The 24,413-nt window shown below is 61.9% G+C and carries 23 protein-coding genes and 2 pseudogenes; 11 read left to right on the plus strand and 14 right to left on the minus strand.

Translation table 11 applies throughout. From position 1 onward, the window contains the following. Positions 1-161: 161 nt before the first annotated feature. Positions 162-1,196 (plus strand): selenide, water dikinase SelD, encoded by a 1,035-nt coding sequence (gene selD, locus DQ397_RS00510; protein WP_043208051.1) that lies wholly within the window; start codon positions 162-164, stop codon positions 1,194-1,196. Further along, positions 1,196-2,314 carry a tRNA 2-selenouridine(34) synthase MnmH gene (mnmH, locus tag DQ397_RS00515; protein ID WP_043208049.1) on the plus strand — a complete coding sequence of 373 codons (1,119 nt, stop codon included), beginning with the start codon at positions 1,196-1,198 and terminating at the stop codon, positions 2,312-2,314. Before selD ends, mnmH begins: the two co-directional genes overlap by 1 nt. A 75-nt stretch (positions 2,315-2,389) precedes the next feature. Here the strand turns inward: mnmH and DQ397_RS00520 are convergent, their stop codons facing one another. Beyond that, positions 2,390-3,316, minus strand: a complete 927-nt coding sequence (locus DQ397_RS00520) for a LysR family transcriptional regulator (RefSeq protein WP_043208047.1) — start codon at positions 3,314-3,316, stop codon at positions 2,390-2,392. A 90-nt stretch (positions 3,317-3,406) separates the two neighbouring features. Here DQ397_RS00520 and DQ397_RS00525 point away from each other — a divergent pair, with 90 nt between their 5' ends. Further along, positions 3,407-3,880, plus strand: a complete 474-nt coding sequence (locus tag DQ397_RS00525) for a DMT family transporter (RefSeq protein WP_043208045.1) — start codon at positions 3,407-3,409, stop codon at positions 3,878-3,880. Positions 3,881-3,923: 43 nt separating this feature from the next. Here the strand turns inward: DQ397_RS00525 and DQ397_RS00530 are convergent, their stop codons facing one another. From DQ397_RS00530 to hmpA, 10 genes are all read right to left on the minus strand, one after another. Further along, a complete protein-coding gene (locus DQ397_RS00530; protein WP_148921443.1) occupies positions 3,924-4,463 on the minus strand; it encodes a hypothetical protein in 540 nt (179 codons plus the stop codon). A gap of 87 nt (positions 4,464-4,550) precedes the next feature. Beyond that, positions 4,551-4,928, minus strand: a complete 378-nt coding sequence (locus tag DQ397_RS00535) for a YkgJ family cysteine cluster protein (RefSeq protein WP_043208043.1) — start codon at positions 4,926-4,928, stop codon at positions 4,551-4,553. 205 nt (positions 4,929-5,133) lie between these two features. Continuing rightward, entirely contained in the window at positions 5,134-6,342 is a 1,209-nt protein-coding gene (alaC, locus tag DQ397_RS00540) for an alanine transaminase (protein ID WP_043208041.1), read from the minus strand. A gap of 271 nt (positions 6,343-6,613) precedes the next feature. After that, entirely contained in the window at positions 6,614-7,501 is an 888-nt protein-coding gene (gene cyoE / locus DQ397_RS00545) for a heme o synthase (RefSeq protein ID WP_043208040.1), read from the minus strand. A gap of 11 nt (positions 7,502-7,512) precedes the next feature. Continuing rightward, entirely contained in the window at positions 7,513-7,845 is a 333-nt protein-coding gene (gene cyoD, locus DQ397_RS00550; RefSeq protein ID WP_043208038.1) for a cytochrome o ubiquinol oxidase subunit IV, read from the minus strand. Continuing rightward, a complete protein-coding gene (gene cyoC / locus DQ397_RS00555) occupies positions 7,845-8,468 on the minus strand; it encodes a cytochrome o ubiquinol oxidase subunit III (protein WP_043208035.1) in 624 nt (207 codons plus the stop codon). Before cyoC ends, cyoD begins: the two co-directional genes overlap by 1 nt. A 3-nt stretch (positions 8,469-8,471) precedes the next feature. Next, positions 8,472-10,490, minus strand: coding sequence for a cytochrome o ubiquinol oxidase subunit I (gene cyoB / locus DQ397_RS00560; RefSeq protein ID WP_043208033.1), 2,019 nt, complete (start codon positions 10,488-10,490; stop codon positions 8,472-8,474). A 3-nt stretch (positions 10,491-10,493) separates the two neighbouring features. Beyond that, positions 10,494-11,438 carry a ubiquinol oxidase subunit II gene (gene cyoA, locus DQ397_RS00565; protein ID WP_043208031.1) on the minus strand — a complete coding sequence of 315 codons (945 nt, stop codon included), beginning with the start codon at positions 11,436-11,438 and terminating at the stop codon, positions 10,494-10,496. A gap of 557 nt (positions 11,439-11,995) precedes the next feature. Continuing rightward, positions 11,996-12,502 (minus strand): disulfide bond formation protein B, encoded by a 507-nt coding sequence (locus DQ397_RS00575; RefSeq protein WP_043208029.1) that lies wholly within the window; start codon positions 12,500-12,502, stop codon positions 11,996-11,998. A gap of 479 nt (positions 12,503-12,981) precedes the next feature. Then, the gene (hmpA, locus tag DQ397_RS00580; protein ID WP_043208028.1) at positions 12,982-14,160 is read right to left on the minus strand and encodes an NO-inducible flavohemoprotein; all 1,179 of its coding nucleotides are present in this window, start codon (positions 14,158-14,160) and stop codon (positions 12,982-12,984) included. Between the two features lie 156 nt (positions 14,161-14,316). Here hmpA and norR point away from each other — a divergent pair, with 156 nt between their 5' ends. The 4 genes from norR (at position 14,317) to DQ397_RS00600 (ending at position 18,089) form a co-directional block, all read left to right on the plus strand. Then, on the plus strand, positions 14,317-15,870 hold the full coding sequence (norR, locus tag DQ397_RS00585; protein WP_043208026.1) for a nitric oxide reductase transcriptional regulator NorR: 1,554 nt from the start codon (positions 14,317-14,319) through the stop codon (positions 15,868-15,870). A 187-nt stretch (positions 15,871-16,057) separates the two neighbouring features. Continuing rightward, entirely contained in the window at positions 16,058-16,957 is a 900-nt protein-coding gene (locus DQ397_RS00590; protein ID WP_043208024.1) for a chemotaxis protein, read from the plus strand. Positions 16,958-17,046: 89 nt separating this feature from the next. Further along, positions 17,047-17,358 carry a hypothetical protein gene (locus DQ397_RS00595; RefSeq protein ID WP_043208021.1) on the plus strand — a complete coding sequence of 104 codons (312 nt, stop codon included), beginning with the start codon at positions 17,047-17,049 and terminating at the stop codon, positions 17,356-17,358. Further along, entirely contained in the window at positions 17,355-18,089 is a 735-nt protein-coding gene (locus DQ397_RS00600; RefSeq protein ID WP_043208019.1) for a YkgJ family cysteine cluster protein, read from the plus strand. Before DQ397_RS00595 ends, DQ397_RS00600 begins: the two co-directional genes overlap by 4 nt. Before the next feature lies 1 nt (position 18,090). On the opposite strand, the pseudogene DQ397_RS24845 reads toward DQ397_RS00600, so the two are convergent. Continuing rightward, positions 18,091-19,083, minus strand: a pseudogene (locus DQ397_RS24845) (methyl-accepting chemotaxis protein); the annotation flags it as partial. 309 nt (positions 19,084-19,392) lie between these two features. After that, positions 19,393-19,674, minus strand: a pseudogene (locus tag DQ397_RS24850) (PAS domain-containing protein); the annotation flags it as partial. Between the two features lie 375 nt (positions 19,675-20,049). On the opposite strand from DQ397_RS24850, the gene DQ397_RS00610 reads away from it, so the two are divergent. The 3 genes from DQ397_RS00610 (at position 20,050) to DQ397_RS00620 (ending at position 23,518) form a co-directional block, all read left to right on the plus strand. Continuing rightward, the gene (locus DQ397_RS00610; RefSeq protein ID WP_043208017.1) at positions 20,050-20,274 is read left to right on the plus strand and encodes a hypothetical protein; all 225 of its coding nucleotides are present in this window, start codon (positions 20,050-20,052) and stop codon (positions 20,272-20,274) included. Positions 20,275-20,478: 204 nt separating this feature from the next. Further along, a complete protein-coding gene (locus DQ397_RS00615; RefSeq protein WP_043208015.1) occupies positions 20,479-21,813 on the plus strand; it encodes an OprD family porin in 1,335 nt (444 codons plus the stop codon). Positions 21,814-22,021: 208 nt separating this feature from the next. Next, complete coding sequence (locus tag DQ397_RS00620; protein ID WP_043208013.1) at positions 22,022-23,518, plus strand: diguanylate cyclase; 1,497 nt, start codon at positions 22,022-22,024, stop codon at positions 23,516-23,518. Here the strand turns inward: DQ397_RS00620 and DQ397_RS00625 are convergent. After that, a complete protein-coding gene (locus DQ397_RS00625; RefSeq protein WP_043208011.1) occupies positions 23,515-23,991 on the minus strand; it encodes a PA2169 family four-helix-bundle protein in 477 nt (158 codons plus the stop codon). The genes DQ397_RS00620 and DQ397_RS00625 overlap by 4 nt on opposite strands. A 199-nt stretch (positions 23,992-24,190) precedes the next feature. Here DQ397_RS00625 and DQ397_RS00630 point away from each other — a divergent pair, with 199 nt between their 5' ends. Then, positions 24,191-24,412, plus strand: coding sequence for a DUF3820 family protein (locus DQ397_RS00630; protein ID WP_043208008.1), 222 nt, complete (start codon positions 24,191-24,193; stop codon positions 24,410-24,412). Position 24,413: the final 1 nt, after the last annotated feature.

The following is a 24,413-nucleotide window of genomic DNA, read 5'->3' on the forward strand; positions in this document are numbered from 1 at the left end:
AGCTACAAGAGAAAGCGAACCGCGTACTTCGCTGACTATCCCAAGTACTTGCCTCTTGGCGCTGGGAACTTGGAGCTTGCAGTCGGCCCGGGGATTATAAGAGCCGGTGGCGCAAAGGCCAGCTTTGCTACAATCGCGCATCACGAAAATCCGAGGTGCGTATGAGCGAACCGATTCGTCTGACCCAGTACAGCCATGGCGCCGGCTGTGGTTGCAAGATCTCCCCCAAGGTGCTGGATGTGATTCTCGCCGAAAGCGGCGCCCAGGCCCTGGACCCGAAACTCTGGGTCGGTAACGCCTCGCGCGACGATGCCGCCGTGTACGCCCTGGACGATGAACGCGGCGTGGTCTCGACCACCGACTTCTTCATGCCGATCGTCGACGACCCGTACGATTTCGGCCGCATCGCTGCCACCAACGCCATCAGTGATATCTACGCCATGGGCGGCGACCCGCTGATGGCCATCGCCATCCTCGGCTGGCCGGTCAACGTCTTGCCGCCGGAAGTCGCCCGAGAAGTCATCCGCGGCGGGCGCGCCGTGTGCGCCGAAGCGGGTATCCCGCTGGCCGGTGGTCACTCCATCGATGCGCCCGAGCCGATCTTCGGCCTGGCGGTCACCGGCGTGGTCAGCAAGCGCCACCTCAAGCGCAACGACACCGCCCACGTCGGCTGCCGCCTGTACCTGACCAAGCCCCTGGGCATCGGCATCCTCACCACCGCCGAGAAGAAGGCCAAGCTGCGCACCCAGGACCAGGGCCTGGCCCGCGATTGGATGTGCACCCTTAATACCCCCGGCAGCCGCTTCGGCAAGCTCGACGGCGTCAAGGCCATGACCGACGTCACCGGATTCGGCCTGCTCGGCCACCTGGTGGAGCTGGCCGAAGGCAGCGGGCTGACGGCGCACCTGCGCTACGATGCCGTGCCACGCCTGCCCAGCGTCGATCACTACCTGGCCGAGGGCTGCATCCCTGGCGGCACCCTGCGCAACTTCGACAGCTACGGCCACAAGATCGGAGCCTTGACCGAAGACCAGAAACACCTGCTGTGCGACCCGCAGACCAGCGGTGGATTGCTGGTGGCGGTCAGCCCCGAAGGCGAGGCCGAATTCCTCGCCGTAGCCGCAGAACTGAACCTGGCCCTCTCGCCGATCGGCGAGCTGGTCGAGCGACAGACCCACGCGGTCGAGGTGCTTTGATGCGCAACGACTGCACCGACTACCGCCAACTGTTCCTCGACGACGTGCCGATGATGGACATGCGCGCGCCGATCGAATTCGCCAAGGGGGCCTTCCCCGGCGCCGTCAACCTGCCGCTGATGAACGATCAGGAGCGGCAAAAGGTCGGCACCTGCTACAAGCAGCAAGGCCAGGCCGCCGCCATCGCCTTGGGTCACCAGCTGGTCGGCGGCGCCATCAAGCAGGCACGCCTGGAAGCCTGGGCGGCGTTCGCCAAGGCCCACCCCGACGGCTATCTGTACTGCTTCCGCGGAGGCCTTCGCTCACAGATCGTCCAGGGCTGGCTGAAGGACGAGGCCGGCATCCAGTACCCGAAGGTCAAGGGTGGCTACAAGGCCATGCGGACCTTCCTGCTGGAGACCACCTTGCAAGCTGTCGAGCAGTGCGACTTCGTGCTGGTAGGCGGTCTTACCGGCACGGGCAAGACCGACGTGCTGCTTCAGTTGGACAACGTGCTCGACCTCGAAGGCCACGCCAACCACCGCGGCTCGAGCTTCGGCAAGCGGGCCACGGCGCAGCCGGCGCAGATCGATTTCGAAAACCAGCTGGCCATCGACATCCTGAAAAAGCGCGCCCGAGGAATGCAGCAGTTCGTTCTGGAGGATGAAGGGCGCATCGTCGGGAGTTGCTCGGTGCCCCTGGAGCTGTACCAGGGCATGCAGCAGTACCCGCTGGTGTGGCTGGAAGACAGCTTCGAAAACCGCGTGGAGCGCATCCTGCGGGACTACGTGATCAACCTGTGCGCCGAGTTCGTCGCCTTGCATGGCGAAGAAGACGGCCGTCGGCTGTTCGCCGAACGCATGCTGCAAAGCATGGGCAATATCCACAAGCGCTTGGGCGGTGAACGCTTCCAGCGGTTGTCGGCGCTACTGGGCCAGGCCCTGGACGAGCAGCTGCGCAGTGGCGCGGTGGATCTGCACCGGGGCTGGATCGAAGGGTTGCTCAACGAATACTACGACCCGATGTATGCCTACCAACGCCAAGCCAAGGCAGAGCGTATCGAGTTTGCCGGCGACGGGGTCGAGGTGCGCGAATACCTCAAGGCCCGGGCCAAACGCGAGCCACGTGTCGCGCCCTAGGGCCCTGCCCAGCACAAGCCAGGGGCGCCGGAGCGGCGCTCCCATGGCGACGGCGCCACCCTCAGAACCCTGCGCTCAACTGGCTAAGCTCGGCACATCGTGTTCATCGCAAAGCGTACGGATGAGTTCACGCAGCCAGCGGTGACCGGCATCGCCCTCGCGCCGGGTGTGCCAGGCCTGGGTAAAGGCAAACGGCGCGATCGGCAGTGGTGGCGCAAAGCAGCGCAACCCAGGGTCGAGCCGGGTACCCGCCAGGCTGCGGCGGGCCACGGTCAGAATGAGGTCCGTACCGCTGATCACGCCTTGGGCCACGCCCCAGTGCGGCAGGGTGAGCGCGATCCGCCGCCCCTGACCCGACGCCTGGAGCGCCAAGTCGATCTCGTTGTCGATGCCCGGCCGCACGGCCACCAGCACGTGAGGTCGCGCCAGCCACTGAGCCAGCGAAAGCCCGGTGCGCGCCGGTAGACTGTGGCGGTCCGCCAGGCAAATGAACGACTCCTCGAACAACACCTGTACCTGCACCTCTGAGGGCAAATCGGGGAACACCCCGAGGGCCAAGTCCACTTCACCATCGATCAATTGTCCGACCATCGCTTCACGGCTGCCTTGGGATACCACCAGGTCGATGCCTGGCGCCTGCTCTCTGAGCTTGCGCATCAGCCCCGGCAACACCACCCGCGCGCCATAGTCCGACATTGCCAGGCGAAAGGTGCGTCGCGCCCGGTTCGGTTCGAAACGCGGACTCCCCAAGAGGCCGTCGAGCTGTGCGAGGGCCTGCTCCAGCGGCTCACGCAGGGCCTGGGCACGGCTGCTCAAGTGCAGACGGCCGCCCCGGCGCACCAACAGTGGGTCAGCGAAGATGTCTCGCAGCTGGGCCAGCGCATGGCTCACGGCAGGCTGACTGCGGTGCAGGCGTACGGCAGCCCGTGAAACATGCTGCTCGCTGAGCAAGGCATGCAGGGTCAACAGCAGGTTGAGGTCGATACGACGCAAATCATCCATATGACGAATACAGCCTGTGTGAATTTCGAATTTCCATCATTGAAATGGATAAACAACACTGCGCCTAGTGTTTTCGACAGGAGCCATTCAATGCCGCACGCCCTCTCCTTCTCAGCCGTCCTCCCTTTGCTCGTTGCACTGCTGGCAGGCGCCGCCGTGCCTTTCCAGGCCGGCAGCAATGCCGCGCTCGGTCGCTTGCTGGGCCACCCTTTGTGGGCGGCGGGGGTATCGCTGACCGTCAGCCTGCTGATGCTGGTCCCTGCCTTGCTGCTGATGCGAGCACCTGTGCCGCAGTTGCAGAACCTGGCCCAGGCGCCTTGGTGGGCCTGGTTTGGCGGTGTCGCGGGCGTGCTCTACATCACTGCGGCGCTGGTGCTGACACCCCGGCTTGGGGCTGCGGGATTCATCGTCTGCGTGATCGCCGGGCAGGTGCTGTCGTCACTGCTGATCGACCAATGGGGGCTGATGGGGTTGCCGGAACGGCCCGTCAACGCTCTGCGCCTGGCGGGCGTCGGGATGATCGTGGCGGGTATGCTGGTGGTGCAGTGGGGTACGTCTCGCTGATGTGGTGTCCGCACTGTCTTGCTCGCTGGCAATACAGCTGCAGTCACAGCGACTGTGACGACTCCGGCGGCATCAGGACCTTGTCCACATCGAAATGCAGTGCAGGCATCTGGGTGCCGGCATACATCGTGACGGCGATCGCAGCAATCAGCGCCACATCGAGCCAGTGCCAGCCGGGCATGTCGTCGGCGCGCCGTGCCTTCCAGCACCACCAGGCCTGCCCCAGGCAAAACACCAGGATCGCCAGGCTCCACAAGTAGAAGCCAACACCGAAGCCGGTGACGTCCTGGAAGGCATAGCTGTGGTTGTCCGGCAGCCGCTCGATACCCAGGCTACTGAGCGCCAGGTACAGGGCGCACACCCCCAACAGCAACGCCAACCGGCGAAAGCGCCGATGGGCCAGCACCGCTAGCACCAGCAACGGGTTGGCAAACCATTGATACAAGCCGAACGGTACGCCCCAGGGCCCGTAAAGCAGCATCTGCAAGGCAGGCATGTGCCGACCTGCTCCCATCAACGCGCCGTCAAAAAACAGGCCGATCAGGTACACAAGCAGGCTCAACGGCAGGTAATAGGCAGACAACCTCAGGCTCCAGGGTATTTGGACGAATCTGAAACCATACAGCACCTGTGTTTCACGCAACAGGTGGTTTCCCGCCACAAGCCCCTGTCAGGCCACTTCGGCCCCATCATCCTCCGGCCAGTGCGGCTCGTTGGCCTCCAGCGGCGGCAGCCCATAATGCGCACGGGCTGCGTCACAGCTGGGGTTATGCACACCGTTGACCCACGAGGCTTCGAATTCTCGGCATGGACTCGAGCGGTTTTCGTAGATGGTGCAAGCGACCTGCTTGCCGATCTCGCCACCCAACGCCGTGCAGCGGCAAGGTTTGGCATCGGTGCCGATCATCGCGACCCGGGTTGGGTTGATCTGAACCACCAGATCGTCGGGCACCACGCCCCCGGCTGATTGGCATTCGCCCCAGAAAAAAGACACACGGAAGTACCCGCAGCAGGCGCCGCAGTCAAGGCAAGGGTTGTATTCGGACATGATGGCACGGAGGGAGGGTTGTTGTTATGAGGGCTAGGCCCGCGCGCCATTCTCAGTCCAAGCAGGGGTGGCTGAGAAGAGGGGGAAAGCAAAAAAAACCACCGCTTGTCAGCGGCAAGTAGCAAGCGGCAAGGCGACTTGCTGCATCAAGATTGAAAAGCCGCAAAAGGCCGCTGCTCACGCGGCCCCTCTTGCGGCTTGCAGCTTATTTTCGCGTCAAGCCATCGGCCCTGAACATCTGCCGAATGCCGCGAATGGCCTGGCGAATACGGTCCTGGTTCTCGATCAGGGCGAAGCGCACATGATCATCGCCATAGTCGCCAAAGCCGATCCCGGGCGACACACAGACCTTGGCCTCGGCGAGCAGTTTCTTGGAGAACTCCAGCGAGCCCAGGTGAGCATAAGCTTCGGGAATCTTCGCCCACACGTACATCGAGGCTTTGGGGTTTTCGACCATCCAGCCGATCTCATGCAGCCCTTTGACCAGCAGGTTGCGGCGCTGGCGGTATTGCTCGGCGATATCGCGTACACACTGCTGGTCGCCTTCGAGCGCGGCGATGGCCGCCACCTGCAACGGGGTGAAGGTGCCATAGTCGTGGTAGCTCTTGATCCGGGCCAGGGCGCTGACCAGCTCCGGGTTGCCGACCATGAAGCCGATGCGCCAGCCGGCCATGTTGTAGCTCTTGGACAGGGTGAAGAATTCCACCGCGATGTCCTTGGCGCCTGGCACCTGCATGATCGAGGGGGCTTTCCAGCCGTCATAGACGATGTCGGCGTAGGCCAGGTCGTGAACCACCAACACGTCATACTGCTTGGCCAGCGCGACCACACGCTCGAAGAAGTCCAGCTCGACGCACTGGGCGGTCGGGTTGGACGGGAAGCCCAGGATCATCATCTTGGGCTTGGGGATCGATTCGCGAATCGCCCGCTCCAGCTCGTTGAAGAAGTCCACGCCTGGCACCAGCGGCACCGAACGCACCTGGGCACCGGCGATCACCGCGCCGTAGATGTGGATCGGGTAACTGGGATTGGGCACCAGTACCGTGTCGCCATGGTCGAGGGTGCCAAGCATCAAGTGCGCCAGGCCTTCCTTGGAGCCGATGGTGACGATGGCTTCGGTTTCCGGGTCGATGTCGACCTCGTAGCGCTCCTGGTACCAGCGTGAGATGGCGCGGCGCAGACGCGGGATACCGCGGGAGGTGGAATAACCGTGAGTGTCTTCCCGTTGGGCGACTTGGACGAGCTTCTCGACAATATGCGGTGGCGTGGCACCGTCGGGGTTACCCATGCTCAGGTCAATGATGTCCTCGCCACGGCGGCGGGCGGCCATCTTGAGCTCGGCTGTGATGTTGAAGACGTAAGGGGGGAGACGATCGATGCGCGCAAAGCGGCGCGGCGAACCTGGGTTGGCCATGGCTTCCTCGAATGACGTAAGCGCCCGGAACCGTCCGAGCGACGTGGGCCGCTGCGGCGGCCGAATCAGAAGATAGTGCCGAAACATACAACCTGTAAAGGACGATTTCCTGTTTTATTAGATCTTTTTAGGCTTATTTATCGAATTCATTAGATTTACGTTGCCTGGGCTGGCCCTATCACCGGTAAACCGCGAAGAAGCCGCAACACACACCACAGGCATAAAAAAACCCCGGCACAAGGCCGGGGTTTTCGTGTAACAGGCGTCTGTATCAGCGTGCGTATGTCATCAGCACGTCCGCGGCAGTCTGGCTGTCCACCGACATCATCACGCTCAGGGCGGTGACGGTGAGGATGGAGAAACCGAAGACCTTGCGGGCCCACTTGCTGTCGTCCTCGGCCTTGTAGCCGCCCCAGGCCATGTACAGCCAGTAAAGGCCCATGGCAGCCGCCACGGCGAGGTAACCCAGGCCGGCGTAACCGCCCAAGGTCAGCATCAGGGTGGCGAGCACGAAGGCCAGTACGTACAGCACGATCTGCTTCTTCGCCGCGAGAATACCGCGTGCCACCGGCAAAACCGGAATGTTGGCAGCGCTGTAATCCTTGAAGCGGAAGATGGCGATGGCAAAGCTGTGTGGCATCTGCCACAGGCTGAACATCACCAGCAGCGTCACGGCAGCCAGGTCGAAGCTGTTGCTGACGGCGCAGTAACCGATCACCGGAGGCATGGCACCGGACAGGCTGCCGACCAAGGTACCGTGTACCGACTTGCGCTTGAGCCACAGGCTGTAGAAGCCGACGTAGACGACGAAGCCCACAGCTGCGCAGAACGCCGACAGCGGATTGGCCTGGACATACAACAGGCTGAAGCCCGCCACCCCGAGCAGGGTGGCGTAGATCAGCGCGAGGGTCAGCGACATGCCGCCCTGAACCATGACGCGGTTCTTGGTGCGCTCCATCTTCTGGTCGATGTCGCGGTCGATGCAGTTGTTGAACACGCAACCGGACGCGACGACCAGAGAGGTCCCCACCACTACCGCCAGGAACAGGGCGAAGTCCACATGGCCCTTCGAGGCAAGGAAGAAACCGCCTGCCACGGAAAGCACGTTACCGAAAATGATCCCCGGTTTGGTGATTTGGATAAAGTGCTTCACGGACATGCAGTCTTACCTCACTTGGCCATCATTTCGATGTGGATGCTGAACATGATCCACAGCGACAGGCCGACCAACAGAGCGATTACGAGAGTGGTGAACAGGAACGTCGACACATTCGAACGCTGCTCTTTCGAGCGGTCCATGTGCAGGAAGTACACCAGGTGCACCACCACCTGAATGACGGCCATGGCCACCACGATCAGGACGGTCAGGTTCTTCGGCAGGCTCGGGTACATCACCAGACCGAACGGGATCGCGGTCAGGATGATCGACAGGATGAAGCCGATCGCGTACGACTTGACGCTGCCGTGGTTGCCTTCGTGATGAGTGTCGTGTGCGCTAGCCATTACAGAACTCCCAGCAGGTAGACGACGGTGAATACGCAGATCCAGACCACGTCCAGGAAGTGCCAGAACAGGCTCAGGCAGCTCATGCGGGTCTTGGCGGTCGGGGTGATGCCCTTGGTGCTGATCTGATACATCAGGACAGCCATCCAGATCAGACCGGCAGTCACGTGCAGACCGTGGGTGCCGACCAGGGCGAAGAAGCCCGACAGGAAGCCGCTGCGGTTCGGGCCGAAGCCTTCGCCGATCAGGTGATGGAACTCATAGACTTCCATCGCGATGAAGCCAGCACCGAACAGGAAGGTGATGGCCAGCCAGCCCAGCACGCCACCTTTGTTGCCCTTGAACATCTGCAGCATGGCAAAGCCGAAGGTGATCGAGGACAGCAGCAGCAGTGCGGTTTCAACAGCTACGAAATCGAGCTGGAAGATGTCATGACCCGACGGGCCGCCGGCAAAACTGCCGGACAGCACCGCGTAGGTGGCGAAGAGCGACGCAAACAGGATGCAGTCGGTCATCAGGTACAGCCAGAAACCGAGTACGGTCATCTGGCCCGAGTCGTGGTGGTGATCGTCGTGCCCATGGTCGTGACCATGAGCGCCGGCGTGGATTACTTGACTGGACATTGATTACACCCGCTCAAACGATTCGACACGTGCGCCGGCAGGCAGAGCACCTGCTTTGGCCAGCGCTTTCATGCGCTCGCCTTCGATGCGCGCCACTTCTTCGGCCGGAACCATGTAGCCCTGGTCGTCACGCGCGGCGTGGCGAACGAAGACAGCGATGGTTGCAACCAGGCTCGCGCCAACCAGCCACCAGATGTGCCAGATGAATGCGAAGCCGAAGACGGTCAGGAACAGGCCCATGAACAAACCGGTGGAGGTATTGCTCGGCATGTGGATCGCTTCGTACTTGGCCGCAGGCTTGTAGGCGACACCGGCTTCCTTGGCTTCGTGCCAGGCGTCCAGGCCAACCTTCTCAGGCATGTGGGCGAAGTTGTAGAACGGAGGTGGCGACGAAGTCGACCATTCCAGGGTACGGCCACCCCATGGATCGCCAGTGACGTCCAGGTTCTGGTTGCGGTCGCGGACCGATACGTACAGCTGGATCAGCTGGCAAGCGATACCGAACAGGATCAGCACGGCGCCGACGACGGCAACGTACAGGTAGGGTTCCCAAGCCGGGTTGTCCGAGTGGTTCAGACGACGGGTCATACCCATGAAGCCCAGGGCGTACAGCGGCATGAACGCTACGTAGAAGCCGGAGATCCAGAACCAGAAGGCAGCCTTGCCCCACTTCTCGTTCAGGGTGAAACCGAAGGCTTTCGGGAACCAATAGGCGAAGCCGGCGATGTAGCCGAATACCGCACCACCGATGATCACGTTGTGGAAGTGGGCGATAACGAACAGGCTGTTGTGCAGAACGAAGTCAGCACCTGGAACAGCCAGCAGAACGCCAGTCATACCACCGATCGAGAAGGTGACCATGAAGCCCAGGGTCCACATGATCGGCGCGGTGAAACGCAGACGGCCCTGGTAGATGGTGAACAGCCAGTTGAACAGCTTCACACCGGTCGGAATGGAGATCAGCATCGTCGCCAGACCGAAGAAGGTGTTGACGCTCGCGCCTGCACCCATGGTGAAGAAGTGGTGCAGCCAGACGGCAAAGCCCAGAACAGCGATCGCGCCCGATGCGTAGATCATCGAGTGGTGGCCGAACAGACGCTTGCCAGCGAAGGTCGAGGTGACTTCCGAGAACACACCGAAGGCCGGCAGGATCAGGATGTAAACCTCAGGGTGACCCCAGGCCCAGAACAGGTTGACGTACATCATCGGGTTCCCACCAAGCTCGTTGGTGAAGATGTGGAAGTCCAGATAACGGTCAACAGTCAGCAGAGCCAGTGCAGCGGTCAGGATCGGGAAGGAAGCGACGATCAGCACGTTGGCCCAGGTGCAGGTCCAGGTGAAGATCGGCATGTCCATCAGCTTCATGCCAGGCGCGCGCATCTTCATCACGGTGACGAGGAAGTTCACACCGGTAAGCGTCGTACCCAATCCGGATAGCTGTAGCGCCCAGATGTAGTAGTCCACACCCACGCCAGGGCTGTACTGGATACCCGCGAGCGGCGGATAGGCAACCCAACCGGTCTTGGCGAATTCACCAACGCCCAGGGAGATGTTGACCAGCAGCACGCCTGCCAGCAGCAGGTAGAAGCTCAGGGAGTTCAGGAACGGGAAGGCAACGTCACGTGCACCGATCTGCAGAGGAACCGCCAGGTTCATCAGGCCGGTGAAGAACGGCATCGCCATGAAGATGATCATGATCACACCGTGGGCGGTGAAGATCTGGTCATAGTGTTCAGGCGGCAGGTAGCCTTCGGCGCCGCCGGTAGCGGCAGCCAGCTGGGTACGCATCATGATGGCGTCGGCGAAGCCGCGCAGCAGCATGACCATCGCGACGATGATGTACATCACCCCGATTTTCTTGTGGTCGACCGTGGTCAGCCACTCAGTCCACAAGTAGGTCCACTTGCGGAAATAGGTGATAGCACCGACCAAAGCGATACCACCGAGCGCAATCATGGCAAGCGTCACCATGACTATCGGCTCGTGATAGGGTATCGCCTCCAGGCTTAATTTACCGAACATCTCTTACTCCTCTGCACCGGCAGCTGGTTGCATACTCGATTCCACACCCTTGGTAGTGGCCAGATCTTTGCTGCCTGCTTCTTCGTGGCTCGGACGACCGCGGTTCATGCCTTCGTACTTGTCGACGATCAGCTGGAACTGGTCAGGCGAAGCCTCGCTATACAGCGCGACTGGGTTGTTTTCGCTTGGTTTGGCCAAGGCGTCGTATTCAGCCTTGTCCAGCTTCTTCGGCGACTGCTTGACCTCGGCGACCCACTTGTCGAAGTCTTCCTGGGAGGTGGCAGTAGCCTTGAATTTCATGCCGGTGAAGCCAGCACCGCTGTAGTTGGCGCTGATACCGTCGAATTCGCCGTTCTCGTTGGCGATCAGGTGCAGTTTGGTGGTCATGCCGGCCATGGCGTAGATCTGGCCGCCCAGGCCCGGGATGAAGAAGGAGTTCATCACGGCGTCGGAGGTGACGCGGAAGTTGACCGGGGTGTTAGCCGGGAAGACGATCTTGTTGACGGTGGCGATGCCCTGCTCCGGGTAGATGAACAGCCACTTCCAGTCCAGCGCGACCACGTCGATCTGCACCGGCTTCACTTCGGAATCCAGTGGACGGTACGGGTCCAGCTTGTGGGTGGAGTGGTAGGTGACGTAGCCCAGGGCAATGATGATCAGGATCGGGATGATCCAGACAGCCGCTTCGATCTTGGTCGAGTGCGACCAGTCGGGCGTGTAGGTGGCAGCCTTGTTGGAAGCACGGTACTTCCAGGCGAACGCGATGGTCATGATGATGACCGGTACGACGACCAGCAGCATCAGGCCAGTGGCGATCAGGATCAGGTTCTTTTGCTCAATGCCGACCTGGCCCTTCGGGTCGAGCAGGGTCCAGTTGCACCCACTGAGTAAAAGCATGCCTAAAAAGGGCAATATGCCAAACAGTCTGGGGTAACGCTTTTTACTCATCTCACGACCTCTAGATCAGCTTGCTTCAATGCAATTTGTGTTTTGGTAGCCAACACTTCGTCCTGCCAAGTGAGGCATTTCGCGCCCGTACTCGCTCCTGCCGGAGGTCCGACTGCAGGACCTTGGCGTCAAGCGGGTTAGCGGTGCTTATGGTTTCGTAGGCAACAGGCCTGTACTTCAGACCAAGTCCATTTGGTGCGGGAAAACGCGGAGGGGGGTCCGCCCGGTATCGCCGTTGGGCGAAACTTGACGAAGTCAGCAAAAAGGAGCCTCGGCTTCCTTCAATCCTGCGACTTGCAAGCAGTGCCGAACGGAAATTGGGGGCGATTGTAGATAGGTCGCCCACCCTTGACTATGACTTATTGCGCAACAGTCTTTTACCAATTCGGTAACAATACAGAAGGGAAAATCAACTTCGCGACAGTTTGTCGCACCCCGCTTGATAGCCCTGAAGCCCGCATTGCACAAGGCTTCGTGGTTGATCTGGGTCAAGCGGGAGGCAAGTTTCTTTTGGTTTCTCGCCGTGCAACAGAAGAGGTCGGAAGCGGGACTTTTGTCTAAGCCTTGCGTCGGTTCCGATAGATACCCAGCGGCACCAGGACGGCAGTGAGGACGAACGCCAGAAGCGCCCACTGAGCCAGGGACAATCCAAGGATCGGCGGGTATGGCGTGCTGCAGAATCCATCGACCTGGAACGCCAGTGGCCAGACCTGCGCCAGCGGCAGGTCATCGACGATCGGCTGCAGCGTGTCGATACCGCAGCTGACCATCGGGTGCGCGAGTATATACACATGGTTGCCGGCCGCAACGATTCCGCCGATCGCGCTGAGCACCACCAACGCCTCGAAGAACGTCAGGCTGCGTTTTCCCGGCATGGCGGCGGCAAGGAAAGCGAACACCGCGATCAACAGCAGCGCATAACGTTGCAGGATACACAGCGGGCATGGGGCCTCGCCGAGCACTACCTGCATGTAGAGCGCCCCGCCGATCAACGACAGGCAGATCACACCCAGCAGAACCAGGAAGCGCCGTTCGCGATTCAGGCGCGATGTTTGTTCGTTCATTACCGATTCCTTCGATGGATAGAGGCAGCGCCAGGCCTGTCGGGGCAATGGCCTGCCTGGGCGACAGTCTACACGTGCGTCGAGGAAGCGGCGTGATAGCACTGCGCGGGGCTATCCGATGACGTCTTCAGACCAGCCGGGGCGACGTCGGTTCAACGTCAGCCGCCAAAAAGCGGCAACCCGGATGCCGGACAGGCGAACGCCCCTCGACACCCGGGAGTGAAGGATACAGTGATTAAAGGAAGATTAAAGATGAAATTGGCCTCGCTTATTTCATCTCCTTATATAAGAAGCGACCTACAGTCCAATCGCTGGCAAGCCAGCCCCCGCACGAACGATGTCGCGTTCGCTTCGTCTCGATTACCCACGTCCGGGAGCACCGCATACGAGAGCTGGCTTGCCAGCGATTGGAATGGAAATCCTGCGTCGTCCGCTTCGTGGATTGCCCCCCGAAGCGGACTGACCAGATTATCGAGGCATCACTCCAGCGCCGCCGCCGGCCCGAAGAATTCGTAACGGCTTTGCTGCTCGGGCACACCCAGGTCCTTGAGGTGGCGCTTGACCGCCGCCATGAAGCCTTTCGGGCCCAGGAAGTAGGCATCCACATCACGCTCGGCCGGCAGCCACTGGCCCAGTTGCTCCTGACTCAGCACCCCGACCGCGTCGGCCTCGCCCTTGCCGTCCTGCTCGGCATAGCAATAGAAGCGTTTGAGCTGTGGATGACGCGCCGCCAGGCCATCGATCCAGTCACGGAAGGCGTGCACCGCCCCGTTGCGCGCGCAATGGATGAAATGCACCGGGCGTTGCGTCTGCAAGGCGGCCTGGAGCATCGCCAGGGTCGGCGTAATGCCTACGCCTCCGCTGATGAGCACCAGCGGCTTGTCGCTGTGCGTCAAGGTGAAATCTCCGGACGGCGGGAACAATTGCAGGGTCTGGCCGACCTGCAGTTGCTGATGCAGGTAATTGGACACCTTGCCACCGACTTCACGCTTGACGCTGATGCGGTACTGCTCGCCATCGCACAGGGCCGACAGTGAATAGTTGCGGCGCTGCTCGACACCGTCGATGAACAGCTGCAGGCCGATGTACTGGCCAGGCTCGGCTTTCAGGACCGGCTTGCCATCCACCGGTGCGAAATAGAAAGAGACGATCTCGCTGCTCTCCTGCTCCCGACGCACCAGACGAAACTCACGGGTACCGCGCCAGCCACCGGCCGCTTCTTCTTTCTGTTTATAGAGGCTTTCCTCGGCGCCGATCAGGATATCGGCCAATTGCCCGTAGGCCGCGCCCCAGGCAGCGATCACCTCAGCGGTGGCGATGTCCTTGCCAAGGACTTCCTCGATAGCGCGCAGCAGGCAGCTGCCGACGATCGGATAATGCTCGGGCAGGATCTGCAAGGCGACATGCTTGTTGATGATCTGCCCGACCAGACCACCGAGTTGCTCCAACTGGTCGATGTGGCGGGCATACATCAGCACACCGTTGGCCAGTGCGCGCGGCTGATCGCCGCTGGCCTGGTGGGCCTGGTTGAACAGCGGGCGCACTTCGGGGTACTCGCTGAGCATCATCTTGTAGAAATGCGTCGTCAGGGCCTCGCCACCGCTTTCGAGCAGCGGGACAGTGGCTTTGATGATTGCGCGTTGTTCGGCATTGAGCATTTGGTACGACTCCTGAGCCTAGGGCTTGAACTGGTCTGCCCTCGGTATTTCATCAACCGTGCCAACTTCTGAGCCCAGTGTTTACGGGGTTTTCAAGCAATGCGAGTCAAAACGACACCAATGCGCGTATAGTCATAACGACCAACAGGAGTCCATATGACTACACGCCCTCTGCTCACCACCCTGCTCCCTCTGGTCAGCGATCTATCCCGTGATCTTCCGGACCAGGAGCGCTACCGCCGCCTGCTGCAAGCCATGCGCAACCTGCTGCCATGCGATGCAGCCGCCCTGTTGCGCCTGGATGGCGAATGGCTAGTGCCGCTGGCGGTCGATGGCCTGTCGCCCGATACGCTGGGTCGACGCTTCAGGGTCAGTGAACACCCGCGCTTCCAGATCCTGCTCAGCCGTCCCGGCCCGACCCGCTTCGCCAGCGACAGCGAACTGCCCGACCCGTACGACGGCCTGGTCAACGCGCCGCATGCCGACCTGCACGTGCACGACTGCATGGGCTGCCCCTTGATGGTCGATGAACAACCCTGGGGCCTGGTCACCCTCGATGCCCTCACGCCCGGGCGTTTCCAAAGCCTGGAACTCGAGTCCCTGCAAGCCTTCGCCAGCCTCGCCGCAGCCACTGTCACCGTGGCCGAGCGCATCGAGGACCTGGCCCTACGCGCCGAGGATGAACACCAACGCGCCGAGGTCTATCGCCAGGCCAGCGGGCAAGCCAAAGAGCTGATCGGTCAGAGCAAGGCGCACAAACGCTTGCTGGAAGAAATCCGCCTGGTCGGCGGCAGCGACCTGACTGTGCTGATCACCGGCGAGACCGGTGTCGGCAAGGAGCTCGTGGCCCAGGCCCTGCACCAGGCCAGCAACCGCGCCCACAAACCGCTGATCAGCCTCAACTGCGCCGCCCTGCCCGACACGTTGGTGGAGAGCGAACTGTTCGGCCACGTGCGCGGGGCTTTCACCGGCGCCCATGGCGAGCGGCGCGGCAAATTCGAGCTGGCCAATGGCGGCACGCTGTTTCTCGACGAGGTGGGCGAACTGCCCCTGACAGTACAGGCCAAGCTGCTGCGGGTCCTGCAAAGCGGGCAGTTGCAGCGCCTGGGCTCAGATCGCGAGCACCAGGTCGATGTGCGCCTGATCGCTGCCACCAACCGCGACCTGGCCATGGAAGTGCGCAACGGCCACTACCGCGCCGACTTCTACCACCGCCTGAGCGTCTATCCGTTGCAGGTCCCGCCGCTGCGGGAGCGCGGCCGGGATGTGTTGCTGATTGCCGGATACTTCCTCGAGCAGAACCGCTCCCGCCTGGGCCTGAACAGCCTGCGACTGAGTGCCGACGCCCAGGCCGCCTTGCTGGCCTACGACTGGCCTGGCAACGTGCGCGAACTTGAGCATCTGATTGGCCGTTCGGCACTCAAAGCCCTCGGCCAGCATCCCGAGCGTCCTCGCATTCTGACCCTGGAAGCCAGCGACCTGGACCTGCACACCGCCCTTGCGCCCCAACACGCCCCCACTCCTGCCCCGGTTCAGCCACTGCTCAACCTGCCCGACGGTGGCTTGCGCGAAGCGGTGGACGCATATCAACGGCAGGTGATCGGCGCTTGCCTTGAGCGCCACCAGGACAACTGGGCGGCAGCAGCGCGCGAGCTGGGGCTCGATCGCGCCAATCTCAGCCGCCTGGCCAAGCGCCTGGGGTTGCGCTGACCCTTGCGCCCAGTCCCGCCACCGCGAAACGACCTTCGGCGCCCAGATTTACCCGCGAAAGGGTCAACGCAGGCGATACCTGCCCAGGCAACGCCTGCGATTGACCGCACCGTGACCTAAAGCCTGGCCCCAACAGGCCGATAACCCGGCATCCTCCTTTTATTACCGACAGACTCGAAGGTTGCCCATGGCCACGCAAAACGCCCGTGCGGACTCGTTGTCCCTGCTGCTGTTCACCTTGCGCAGCGGCAAGCTGATGGCGATCAACCTGCTCAAAGTCAGCGAGATCATCCCTTGCCCGCCGCTGACCCGCCTGCCGGAATCGCATCCGCACGTCAAAGGCGTGGCGACGCTGCGCGGCAACCCGCTGTCGGTGATCGATCTCTCCCGCGCCATCGGCGAGCAGCCGTTGGCCGACCCGTCCGGTGGCTGCCTGATCGTCACCGAGATCAGCCGTTCGCGCCAGGGCCTGCATGTGCAGGCGGTGAGCCGCATCGTTCACTGCCTGAGCACAGACATCAAGCCGCCACCCTACGGCTCGGGCAACCGCTCGTTCATCACCGGCGTGACTCGGGTCGACAACACCTTGGTGCAGGTGCTGGACATCGAAAAGGTCATCCACGCCATCGCACCGCCTGAGCCAGAACCGCACCCAGGCGAACTCAGCGAGGAAGATGCCAGCCTGCTGGCGGCCGCCAACATTCTGGTGGTGGATGACAGCCAAGTGGCTTTGCAGCAGTCGATCCATACCCTGCGCAACCTGGGCATCGAATGCCACACCGCACGCAGCGCCAAGGATGCGATCAACGTGCTGCTGGAACTGCAAGGCACCGAGCGGGAAATCAACATCATCGTCTCGGACATCGAGATGTCAGAGATGGACGGCTACGCCTTCACCCGCACCCTGCGGGAAAGCCCGGACTTCCAGCATCTCTACGTACTGCTGCACACCTCGCTGGACAGCACCATGAGCGGCGAAAAAGCCAAGCTGGCCGGCGCCAACGCGATTCTCACCAAGTTCTCTTCGCCCGAGCTGACCGATTGTCTGGTGGTGGCCGCGCGGGCCGTGGTCTTTGCCGAGCACTGATATAGTCAGCGACAATTTCCCTGGCTTGCTGCCCGGGACGACTCGGGCATAATTCGCGCCCTTCGGTTGTTTTGTTGCCGGTACCTTGTATGAAGTTTCTCAGCACCCTTCTGATCGCCTGTGTCCTCGCCAGCGGCATGGCCCAGGCTTCCAGCAGTCAAGCCTGGAATGAACAACGCCAACAGATGCTCAAGGGCTGCCTGGCCGCCAGCCAGCTCAAGGATGCCCATGCCCGCGGCAAACCCGCGGAGTTCGACGACCAGGTGGGCTACAGCGTCCTGCTGATCGAGGGCATCTACCCGCAAAAGCACATGCAGCAGCGCACCGGCACCGAGCTGTGCCTGTATGACCGCCAGCGTCACCAGGCCTTCGTCAGCGAATGGAGCCCAGGCGCGCCGTGAGCGACAGCATTCGTTTCGCCTGCACCGGTTGCGGCAAGTGCTGCACCGGCCATCATGTGCCGCTGACCCTGGACGAAACCCGCCAATGGGCGGCCAACGGCGGCCAGGTGGTGGTGCTGATCGAAGGGTTCGTCTGCGACGGCCCCGGCATGCCGGCAGAACAACGCGACCATGTCCTGCGCCGGGCCTACCCGGTTGTCTGCGGCACGGCCCGGCTGCACGTGTCGGTGACGTTCGCCGCCTTCAACCCGGGCCGTTGCCGCAACCTGGACGACAACGACCTGTGCACTATCTATGAGACCCGCCCGTTGGTTTGCCGCATCTACCCGGCCGAGATCAACCCGCACCTGCCCCTGCGTCCGGAAAACAAGGACTGTCCGCCCGACGCCTGGAGCCAAGGCCCTGAACTGATCCACGGCCAGTCACTGGTGGACCCGCACCTGCGCGCCTTGATCGAAGCCTCGCGCCAGGCCGACCGTGACGACATCGCCGCCAAGGTGGCCCTCTGCCAAGCCTTGGGCATGACCACCAGCGCTCTCAAGGGCAACGGCTTCACGGCCTACCTGCCCGCCATGGACGCTTTCGCCGCGGCCTTGGAACAGCTGCCGGCCGACAACCAGGCGCCCTGGACCTTGCACATCGAAGCCCCGCCCCTGATGCACGAGTTAGCCGCACTCGGTCTGTCGACCACCGCCGAACCGCCGCTCTACTACGCCTTCATCGGTTTCTGATTCACTGGCAACGGCGCCAGAACTCATCAGCCAGACGCCGCAGGTCCATGGCGAGGTCCGCCACGTCGGTCGCATTGGCATGGCTGCGCTGGCCGACATCGACCGTCGCTTCGCTGGCCTGGCGGATGCTGATGATGTTGCGGTTGATGTTTTCGCTCACCTGGCTCTGCTGCTCCACCGCAGCGGCAATCTGCAGGCTCATCTCATTGATCTGGTTGACCCGTGCGCTGATGCCATCGAGCGCACCGCTGGCCAGTTGCGCTTGCTCGACGCTGTGCCCGGCGTGGCTGCTGCTCTGGCGCATCACCTGCACCGCGGCACGAGCCCCGTCCTGCAGCGTGCCGATCATGCGCTGGATCTCGTGGGTCGATTGCGTGGTGCGCTGGGCCAGGCCGCGCACCTCGTCGGCCACCACGGCGAAACCTCGGCCCTGATCGCCCGCCCGGGCAGCCTCGATGGCTGCGTTGAGCGCCAGCAGGTTGGTCTGCTCGGCGATCCCCCGGATCACGTCGAGCACTCCGGAAATATCACTGCTGTGCTGCTCCAATTGATGGACTGCATCACTGGCTTCGACCAGCGACCCGGCCAGGTCCTGGATCGCGCAGCGATTGCGGTCCACCACTTGATGGCCGGCCTGGGTTTCATCTTCGGCTTGGTTGGCGGCCACGGCCGCCAACTGCGCACTGCTGGCCACCTGGGCGACACTGGCGCTCATCTGGTGAATGGCGGTGGCCACCTGGTCCGCCTCTTCCTGCTGCTCCAGGCTGTTGGCATGGCTGACCTCAAGCGCCTGCACCAACGACCCGGAATGCCCGGCCAGGCGTGCCGAGGTATCGCCAATGCGCCCCACCACCGCACCCAGCTGGGCCTTGAGCATGCGCATGGCGAATTCGATCTGGCCAATGGCATCGCGCCGCCCGGTGTACAACTGCTGGCTCAGCGGGTTGTCGGCAATCGCCAAGGCCTGCTGGCGCAAGCGCTCGAAGGGACGCAGCTGCCAGATCAACAGCGCACTGCTGGCCCCGGCTGCAAGCATGATTTCCGCCAGCGAACGCCACACCGGCACACCCTGCCAGCCATGTCCGACGCCGACCACCAGCGCTAGCGCCGCTGCGACGCCCAACGACAGCCGCAGTCCCAGGCCGAGCACCGGCAGGCGCGCGCGCCAGTTACGCCGCCCTTCGCGCAGTTGTCGATAGCAGCGCTCGGCCGCCGCCACCTGCTCGGCGCTGGGCCGGGTGCGCACCGACTGGTACTCGATGGTTCTGCCACCGCTGCTGATCGGCGAAACGAACGCACTGACCCAGTAATGGTCGCCGTTCTTGCAGCGATTCTTCACCAACCCCATCCAGGAGCGCCCAGCCTTGAGCGCCCCCCACATCTGTTCGAACGCCTCGGGCGGCATGTCCGGGTGGCGCACGATATGGTGCGCATGGCCCAACAATTCATCGCGAGTGAACCCACTGATTCGCACGAAATCGTCGTTGGCATAGGTGATCCGGCTGTCCAGATCGGTGGTGGACAGGATGTTGGCATCGCCGGGGTAATCCACTTGGCGACCGGTAACAGGCAAATTGCACTTCATCGGAGGCACTCGTTGTTGTTGTGGGGAAAATCGGCAGGGCGTTCGACTCTAGGGCCAATGACTGACAAAACATTGATCCAGAGCAGCATATTGGCAATTGGCCACCAACCACCTGAAACCGATGGGGCTGTCAGCCTTGATGGACAGCAGGGGGCGCTTTTTCGTTTGCAGCGCGCAGGGCGGCAACACCTTCGGCATTTTGCCTGCCGGACGCTCAAGGACGCTGGTTTGCGCGTTGGATCCTAGCGTTTTCGCCGCCAATCATTACTTTTTGCGTAACAGTGCTTATCCAACTTCAGCCTGTTTCTACATGGTTGAAGGGACTAACTTATGCCTGTCCTCGTTAACACTTGCATCGCAAGAAGGTTGTTTTAAATGTCCAACAGTATGGGTGTTGCCAGCGTTTTCATTCTGTCTTCCCTGTTGTTGTCGCCTCTGGCCATGGCTGAAGAATCGCCGGCCTTCGCTGCCCGTAACGCAGAACTTGCAGTTGTCCATCAACAGGCTCGTGAAGCCTATGCCGCGCAGAAGGCAGATGCTGCCAAAGACGTACAGCAGACCGCTTCCAAGGCCGTCGCCGACGACAGTGCCGATAGCTGATCGACTGTTTTCCGCTCCTGTTTTTTCCCTTGGCTCTCACACGGGCGCCCCGTGCGCCAATATGTTAGCCTTTCAAAGCCGCTGCCGATCAGCGGCTTTTTTTATGTGCCAAAACTATCAGCCAGGCTGTTGCGTACATAACAAGAAACTTGCATTCCCCAAAACAACAACGACCCCACCGCCAGATCAAAGGAGCTCGTACCGGTGCCTTCCGCGTTTCGTTTTACCCCGCTGTTCGTTGCATTGACTGCAACGATGCCGTTCGCTGTCCAGGCCGATGAAGACAAGGCTGATGGATTCATCGAAGGTTCTTCCCTGAACCTGCATTTTCGCAATGCCTACTTCAATCGCAACAACCTCAACCCCGCAGAGCGCGACCTGCGTGAATGGGGCCAAGGCTTCGTTGCGCGTTTCGAGTCCGGCTATACCCCCGGCGTGATCGGCGTCGGTGTCGATGCCCATGCCATGCTGGGCCTGAAGCTCGACGGCGGTGGCGGCCACTCCGGCACCAGTATCCTGCCCAAACACGTACAAGACGATGGCGAACCGGGGGCAGCCCCGCATTCGTTCTCCACTGCAGGCGCGGCGGTCAAGTTCAAGGCCTTCGACACCGAGCTCAAGGCCGGTGACCTGTTCCTCACCAACCCGGTGATCGCCGGTGGCGAGTCGCGCATGCTGCCGCAGACCTTCCGCGGGGTGAGCCTGACCAACACCAGCATCGACGGCCTGCTGCTCGAAGGTGGCCAGGCCAGCTTCACCAAGCCGTACAACCAGAGCGGGCATCGCCGCATCGATACCTACTACGGCAGCCTGGATGATGGCAGCAAAAGTGACCACCTGACCTGGGCCGGGCTGTCCTGGAGCGGTACCGAGAACGTCACCACCAATCTCTATGCCGCCGAACTGAAGGACATCTGGAACCAGTACTACGTCGACTTCGACTACACCTATGTAGTCAACGACCTGGTCAGCCTCAACCCGGGCCTGCACTTCTATCACACCCAGGACACCGGCCAGGCACTGCTGGGCAACATCGACAACAACACCTACAGCCTGCATTTCACAGTCAATGCCGGCTACCACAGCATCACGGCCGCCTACCAGCGCGTGAACGGCAACACGCCGTTCGACTACATCAACCTGGGCGACAGCGTGTACCTGGACAACTCGCGCATGTATTCGGACTTCAACGCGCCCAACGAGCGGTCCTGGAAACTGCAGTACGACTACGACTTCACCGGCCTCGGCTTGCCCGGCCTGAGCACCTCGCTGTCGTACTCGCGCGGTGAAGCGGACCTGACCAAGGCCGACCAGGACACCACCCACTACGCCTACTACAATCCCGAAGGCAAGAACGCCATGCACTGGGAACGCGACCTGGACGTGAAGTACGTCTTCCAGGAAGGCAGCCTCAAGGACCTGTCGGTGCTGTTGCGCTACGCCAGCCATCGCGGCAGCCAGGGCTATGCCGCCATCGATGGCAACAGCGACAACGATGAAGTCCGGGTGATCGTCGACTATCCGTTGAACATCTTCTGACCTAACGACCTGGCGAGGGCTTGGCCCTCGTTCGCCGCGCAAGCCCGCACCTGCAGAGGACACCGTAGCCTCTGTGGGAGCGGGCCAGGCCTGCGATAGGCCGTACAGCGGCCGGCCTCGTTTTTCCGTCGAACGAATCTTGTCCGACAATCCTGGCTTCCCTAGAATACCGCCGCCGCATAATGGCCCCGCCTGTGCAGTAGCGAACATGCCCACCCGATCATCGCGCTTTACCCTGTACAGGTCGCACCCCGAACTGATCCTCAACCTGGGCAGTTGCCTTGCCGTGCTCGCCATCGTGGCGATCGTCAGCTACCTGCTGAGCCGCGAACGCGACAGTGTCGAACAATCGGCCAAACGTTCCTCCAGTAATATCGTCCAGCTCATCGAAAGCGATATCCTGCGCAACGTCGAACTCTACGACCAGACCCTTCACGGCCTGATCTGGGCGGTGAAGCACCCTGAACTGCTGGATACCTCGCCTGAGCTGCGCCAACAAATCCTCTTCAACCAGACCTTCGCCGCCCCCGTACGGGGCGATATCCTCTGGGTCGATGCCCAGGGCAAGGTGCTCGGTGACTCGCTCAGCATGCCGCCAAGGCAAGGAGATCTGAGCGACAGCGTTGCCTTCAAGGCCCATCGCGACCGCCCGGGCCTTGGGTTGTTCATCAGCCCGCCGTTCAAAGCGCGTCTGGGGGATCTGGATTGGTGCATCAGTTTCAGCCGGCGCATTTCCGGCCCTGATGGCGAATTCGCCGGCATCGCCTCCGGTGCCCTGCGCCTGTCCTATTTCAGCGAGCTGTTCGAACGCCTGGACATCGGCAACGACAGCAGCATCAACCTGCTTAACACCGAAGGGCAGTTACTGGCCCGCCAGCCCTCCCGGGCGCAAGACCCGATGATCGGCAGCAATTACCGCGAACGGCCCAATTTCCAGCGCATCCTCAGCGAACGCAGCGGCAGTTTCACCGCGCGCTCCGGGTCGGCCGGCACGCCGCATATCTATACGTTCGCCCGGGTCGCCGACCTGCCGTTGATCGTTCTGGTGGTGGACTCGGCCGAAGAGGTGTTTCAGTCCTGGCGACGCACTGCGATCCTGGTCAGCGTAGCGACCGGCATGCTGTGCATCGGCATTCTTTGGCTGACCTTACTGCTAGGCCGCGAATTGCGCCGGCGTCACGAAGCCGAACAATGCCTGGCGACTCTGGCGGCCACCGACAGCCTCACAGGCTTGGCCAATCGCCGGCATCTCGATCAGGTGCTGCGACAGGAATGGGCGCGGGCCCAGCGCAATCGTCAGCCGCTGGCCATTCTCATGGTGGATGTGGATCACTTCAAAGCGTTCAACCAGCGCCACGGCCATGCCGGGGGCGATCATGCCTTGCGTGAAGTCGCCCATACGCTCGAACACTGTATTCGCCGCCCGGCGGATCTGGCGGCGCGGTATGGTGGGGAGGAATTTCAGGTGGTGCTACCGGAGACGGATCTGGCCGGTGCGCGCCTGCTCGCCGAGCGCATCCGCGCCCAGGTCGAGGCGCTACCGACTTTCGCAGGCGACGAACGACCGGTGACCGTCAGCATTGGTATCGGCGTGCACGTCCCTGGCACCCAGCAGGACCTGACGGGCCTGCTGGGCAGCGCGGACGAGGCGCTCTACAGGGCCAAGGCCAACGGCCGCAACCGTGTCGAGGGCCCGGAGCTTTAGGACCGAGCGCGCGCGGCGTCGCGCAGCGCTTTGACCTGGTCATGGTTACGCTGCACACCTTGCAGCTGCTTCTCTACCAACGCGTAGGTCTGGTCGCTGGCGCTGCGGCCGAGCTTGACCAGTTTCTCGCGGGCGTCCTTGTAGGCCTTGAGCGCGAAGTCCTCGCCGCGCTCGACCTCGTTGAGCACCGCTTCCTCGCTCTTGCCGGTCAGCATGGACTTCAAGTTGACCCAGCCCCGATGCAGATCGCCACTGAGGCTTGTAGAGGTTTCCGGGTCGCCGCCCAGACGACGCACCTCGCTCTGCAGCTCGGCGGCAGCGCTGGCGCATTCACCGGCGCGTTGCACGAAGAATGCCTTCAACTCGGTATTCTTGACGTCTTCGGCCGACTCTTTGAACCCCTTTTCGCCGTCCTTGCTGTACTCGATCAGGTCGTTGAGCACATCGATCACGTCGTTGTTTGGATGACTCATGGCGCGAACTCCTTGGCAGGTGATAGTCACTTGGAATGGAGCAGGCATCGTGCCAAATCGACCAAAAGGATAATTCTTCGCTAATTCAATGAGTTACGAAACCGTGGAGCAACACCTTGGGCGGCGTTCTGCATGATCGCCGCTTGGGTGTTCGTGCAGTTTGCAGTATGGTCGGCGCTTTGTTCGGTAAGGGCTGGCGATGAAACCTGAAACCCTGCAACTGCTGGTCACCCGCGCCATGCCCTTTGGCAAGTACCAAGGTCGCCTGATCGCCGACCTGCCCGGCGACTATCTGGCATGGTTCGCCCGCAAGGGCTTCCCGCCTGGCGAGTTGGGTGGACTGCTGGCGTTGATGCATGAGATCGACCACAACGGGCTGGGTGAACTGCTGACGCCGTTGCGCCAGAAACACCGCCGCTGAA

Origin of the sequence: Pseudomonas sp. CK-NBRI-02, assembly GCF_008124495.1 — a bacterium.
In the GTDB taxonomy this organism is placed as follows: Bacteria; Pseudomonadota; Gammaproteobacteria; order Pseudomonadales; family Pseudomonadaceae; genus Aquipseudomonas; species Aquipseudomonas guariconensis.

What these genes read in the sequence shown, in the direction of transcription:
- norR (WP_043208026.1), top strand. Translation starts at nt 14,317, where the DNA reads ATGACTACACGCCCTCTGCTCACCACCCTGCTCCCTCTGGTCAGCGAT.
- DQ397_RS00595 (WP_043208021.1), top strand. Translation starts at nt 17,047, where the DNA reads ATGAAGTTTCTCAGCACCCTTCTGATCGCCTGTGTCCTCGCCAGCGGC.
- hmpA (WP_043208028.1), bottom strand. Translation starts at nt 14,160, where the DNA reads ATGCTCAATGCCGAACAACGCGCAATCATCAAAGCCACTGTCCCGCTG.
- cyoC (WP_043208035.1), bottom strand. Translation starts at nt 8,468, where the DNA reads ATGTCCAGTCAAGTAATCCACGCCGGCGCTCATGGTCACGACCATGGG.
- selD (WP_043208051.1), top strand. Translation starts at nt 162, where the DNA reads ATGAGCGAACCGATTCGTCTGACCCAGTACAGCCATGGCGCCGGCTGT.
- cyoB (WP_043208033.1), bottom strand. Translation starts at nt 10,490, where the DNA reads ATGTTCGGTAAATTAAGCCTGGAGGCGATACCCTATCACGAGCCGATA.
- DQ397_RS00630 (WP_043208008.1), top strand. Translation starts at nt 24,191, where the DNA reads ATGAAACCTGAAACCCTGCAACTGCTGGTCACCCGCGCCATGCCCTTT.
- DQ397_RS00520 (WP_043208047.1), bottom strand. Translation starts at nt 3,316, where the DNA reads ATGGATGATTTGCGTCGTATCGACCTCAACCTGCTGTTGACCCTGCAT.
- DQ397_RS00620 (WP_043208013.1), top strand. Translation starts at nt 22,022, where the DNA reads ATGCCCACCCGATCATCGCGCTTTACCCTGTACAGGTCGCACCCCGAA.
- cyoD (WP_043208038.1), bottom strand. Translation starts at nt 7,845, where the DNA reads ATGGCTAGCGCACACGACACTCATCACGAAGGCAACCACGGCAGCGTC.
- DQ397_RS00575 (WP_043208029.1), bottom strand. Translation starts at nt 12,502, where the DNA reads ATGAACGAACAAACATCGCGCCTGAATCGCGAACGGCGCTTCCTGGTT.
- cyoA (WP_043208031.1), bottom strand. Translation starts at nt 11,438, where the DNA reads ATGAGTAAAAAGCGTTACCCCAGACTGTTTGGCATATTGCCCTTTTTA.
- cyoE (WP_043208040.1), bottom strand. Translation starts at nt 7,501, where the DNA reads ATGTCCGTGAAGCACTTTATCCAAATCACCAAACCGGGGATCATTTTC.
- DQ397_RS00625 (WP_043208011.1), bottom strand. Translation starts at nt 23,991, where the DNA reads ATGAGTCATCCAAACAACGACGTGATCGATGTGCTCAACGACCTGATC.
- DQ397_RS00610 (WP_043208017.1), top strand. Translation starts at nt 20,050, where the DNA reads ATGTCCAACAGTATGGGTGTTGCCAGCGTTTTCATTCTGTCTTCCCTG.
- DQ397_RS00590 (WP_043208024.1), top strand. Translation starts at nt 16,058, where the DNA reads ATGGCCACGCAAAACGCCCGTGCGGACTCGTTGTCCCTGCTGCTGTTC.
- mnmH (WP_043208049.1), top strand. Translation starts at nt 1,196, where the DNA reads ATGCGCAACGACTGCACCGACTACCGCCAACTGTTCCTCGACGACGTG.
- alaC (WP_043208041.1), bottom strand. Translation starts at nt 6,342, where the DNA reads ATGGCCAACCCAGGTTCGCCGCGCCGCTTTGCGCGCATCGATCGTCTC.
- DQ397_RS00535 (WP_043208043.1), bottom strand. Translation starts at nt 4,928, where the DNA reads ATGTCCGAATACAACCCTTGCCTTGACTGCGGCGCCTGCTGCGGGTAC.
- DQ397_RS00525 (WP_043208045.1), top strand. Translation starts at nt 3,407, where the DNA reads ATGCCGCACGCCCTCTCCTTCTCAGCCGTCCTCCCTTTGCTCGTTGCA.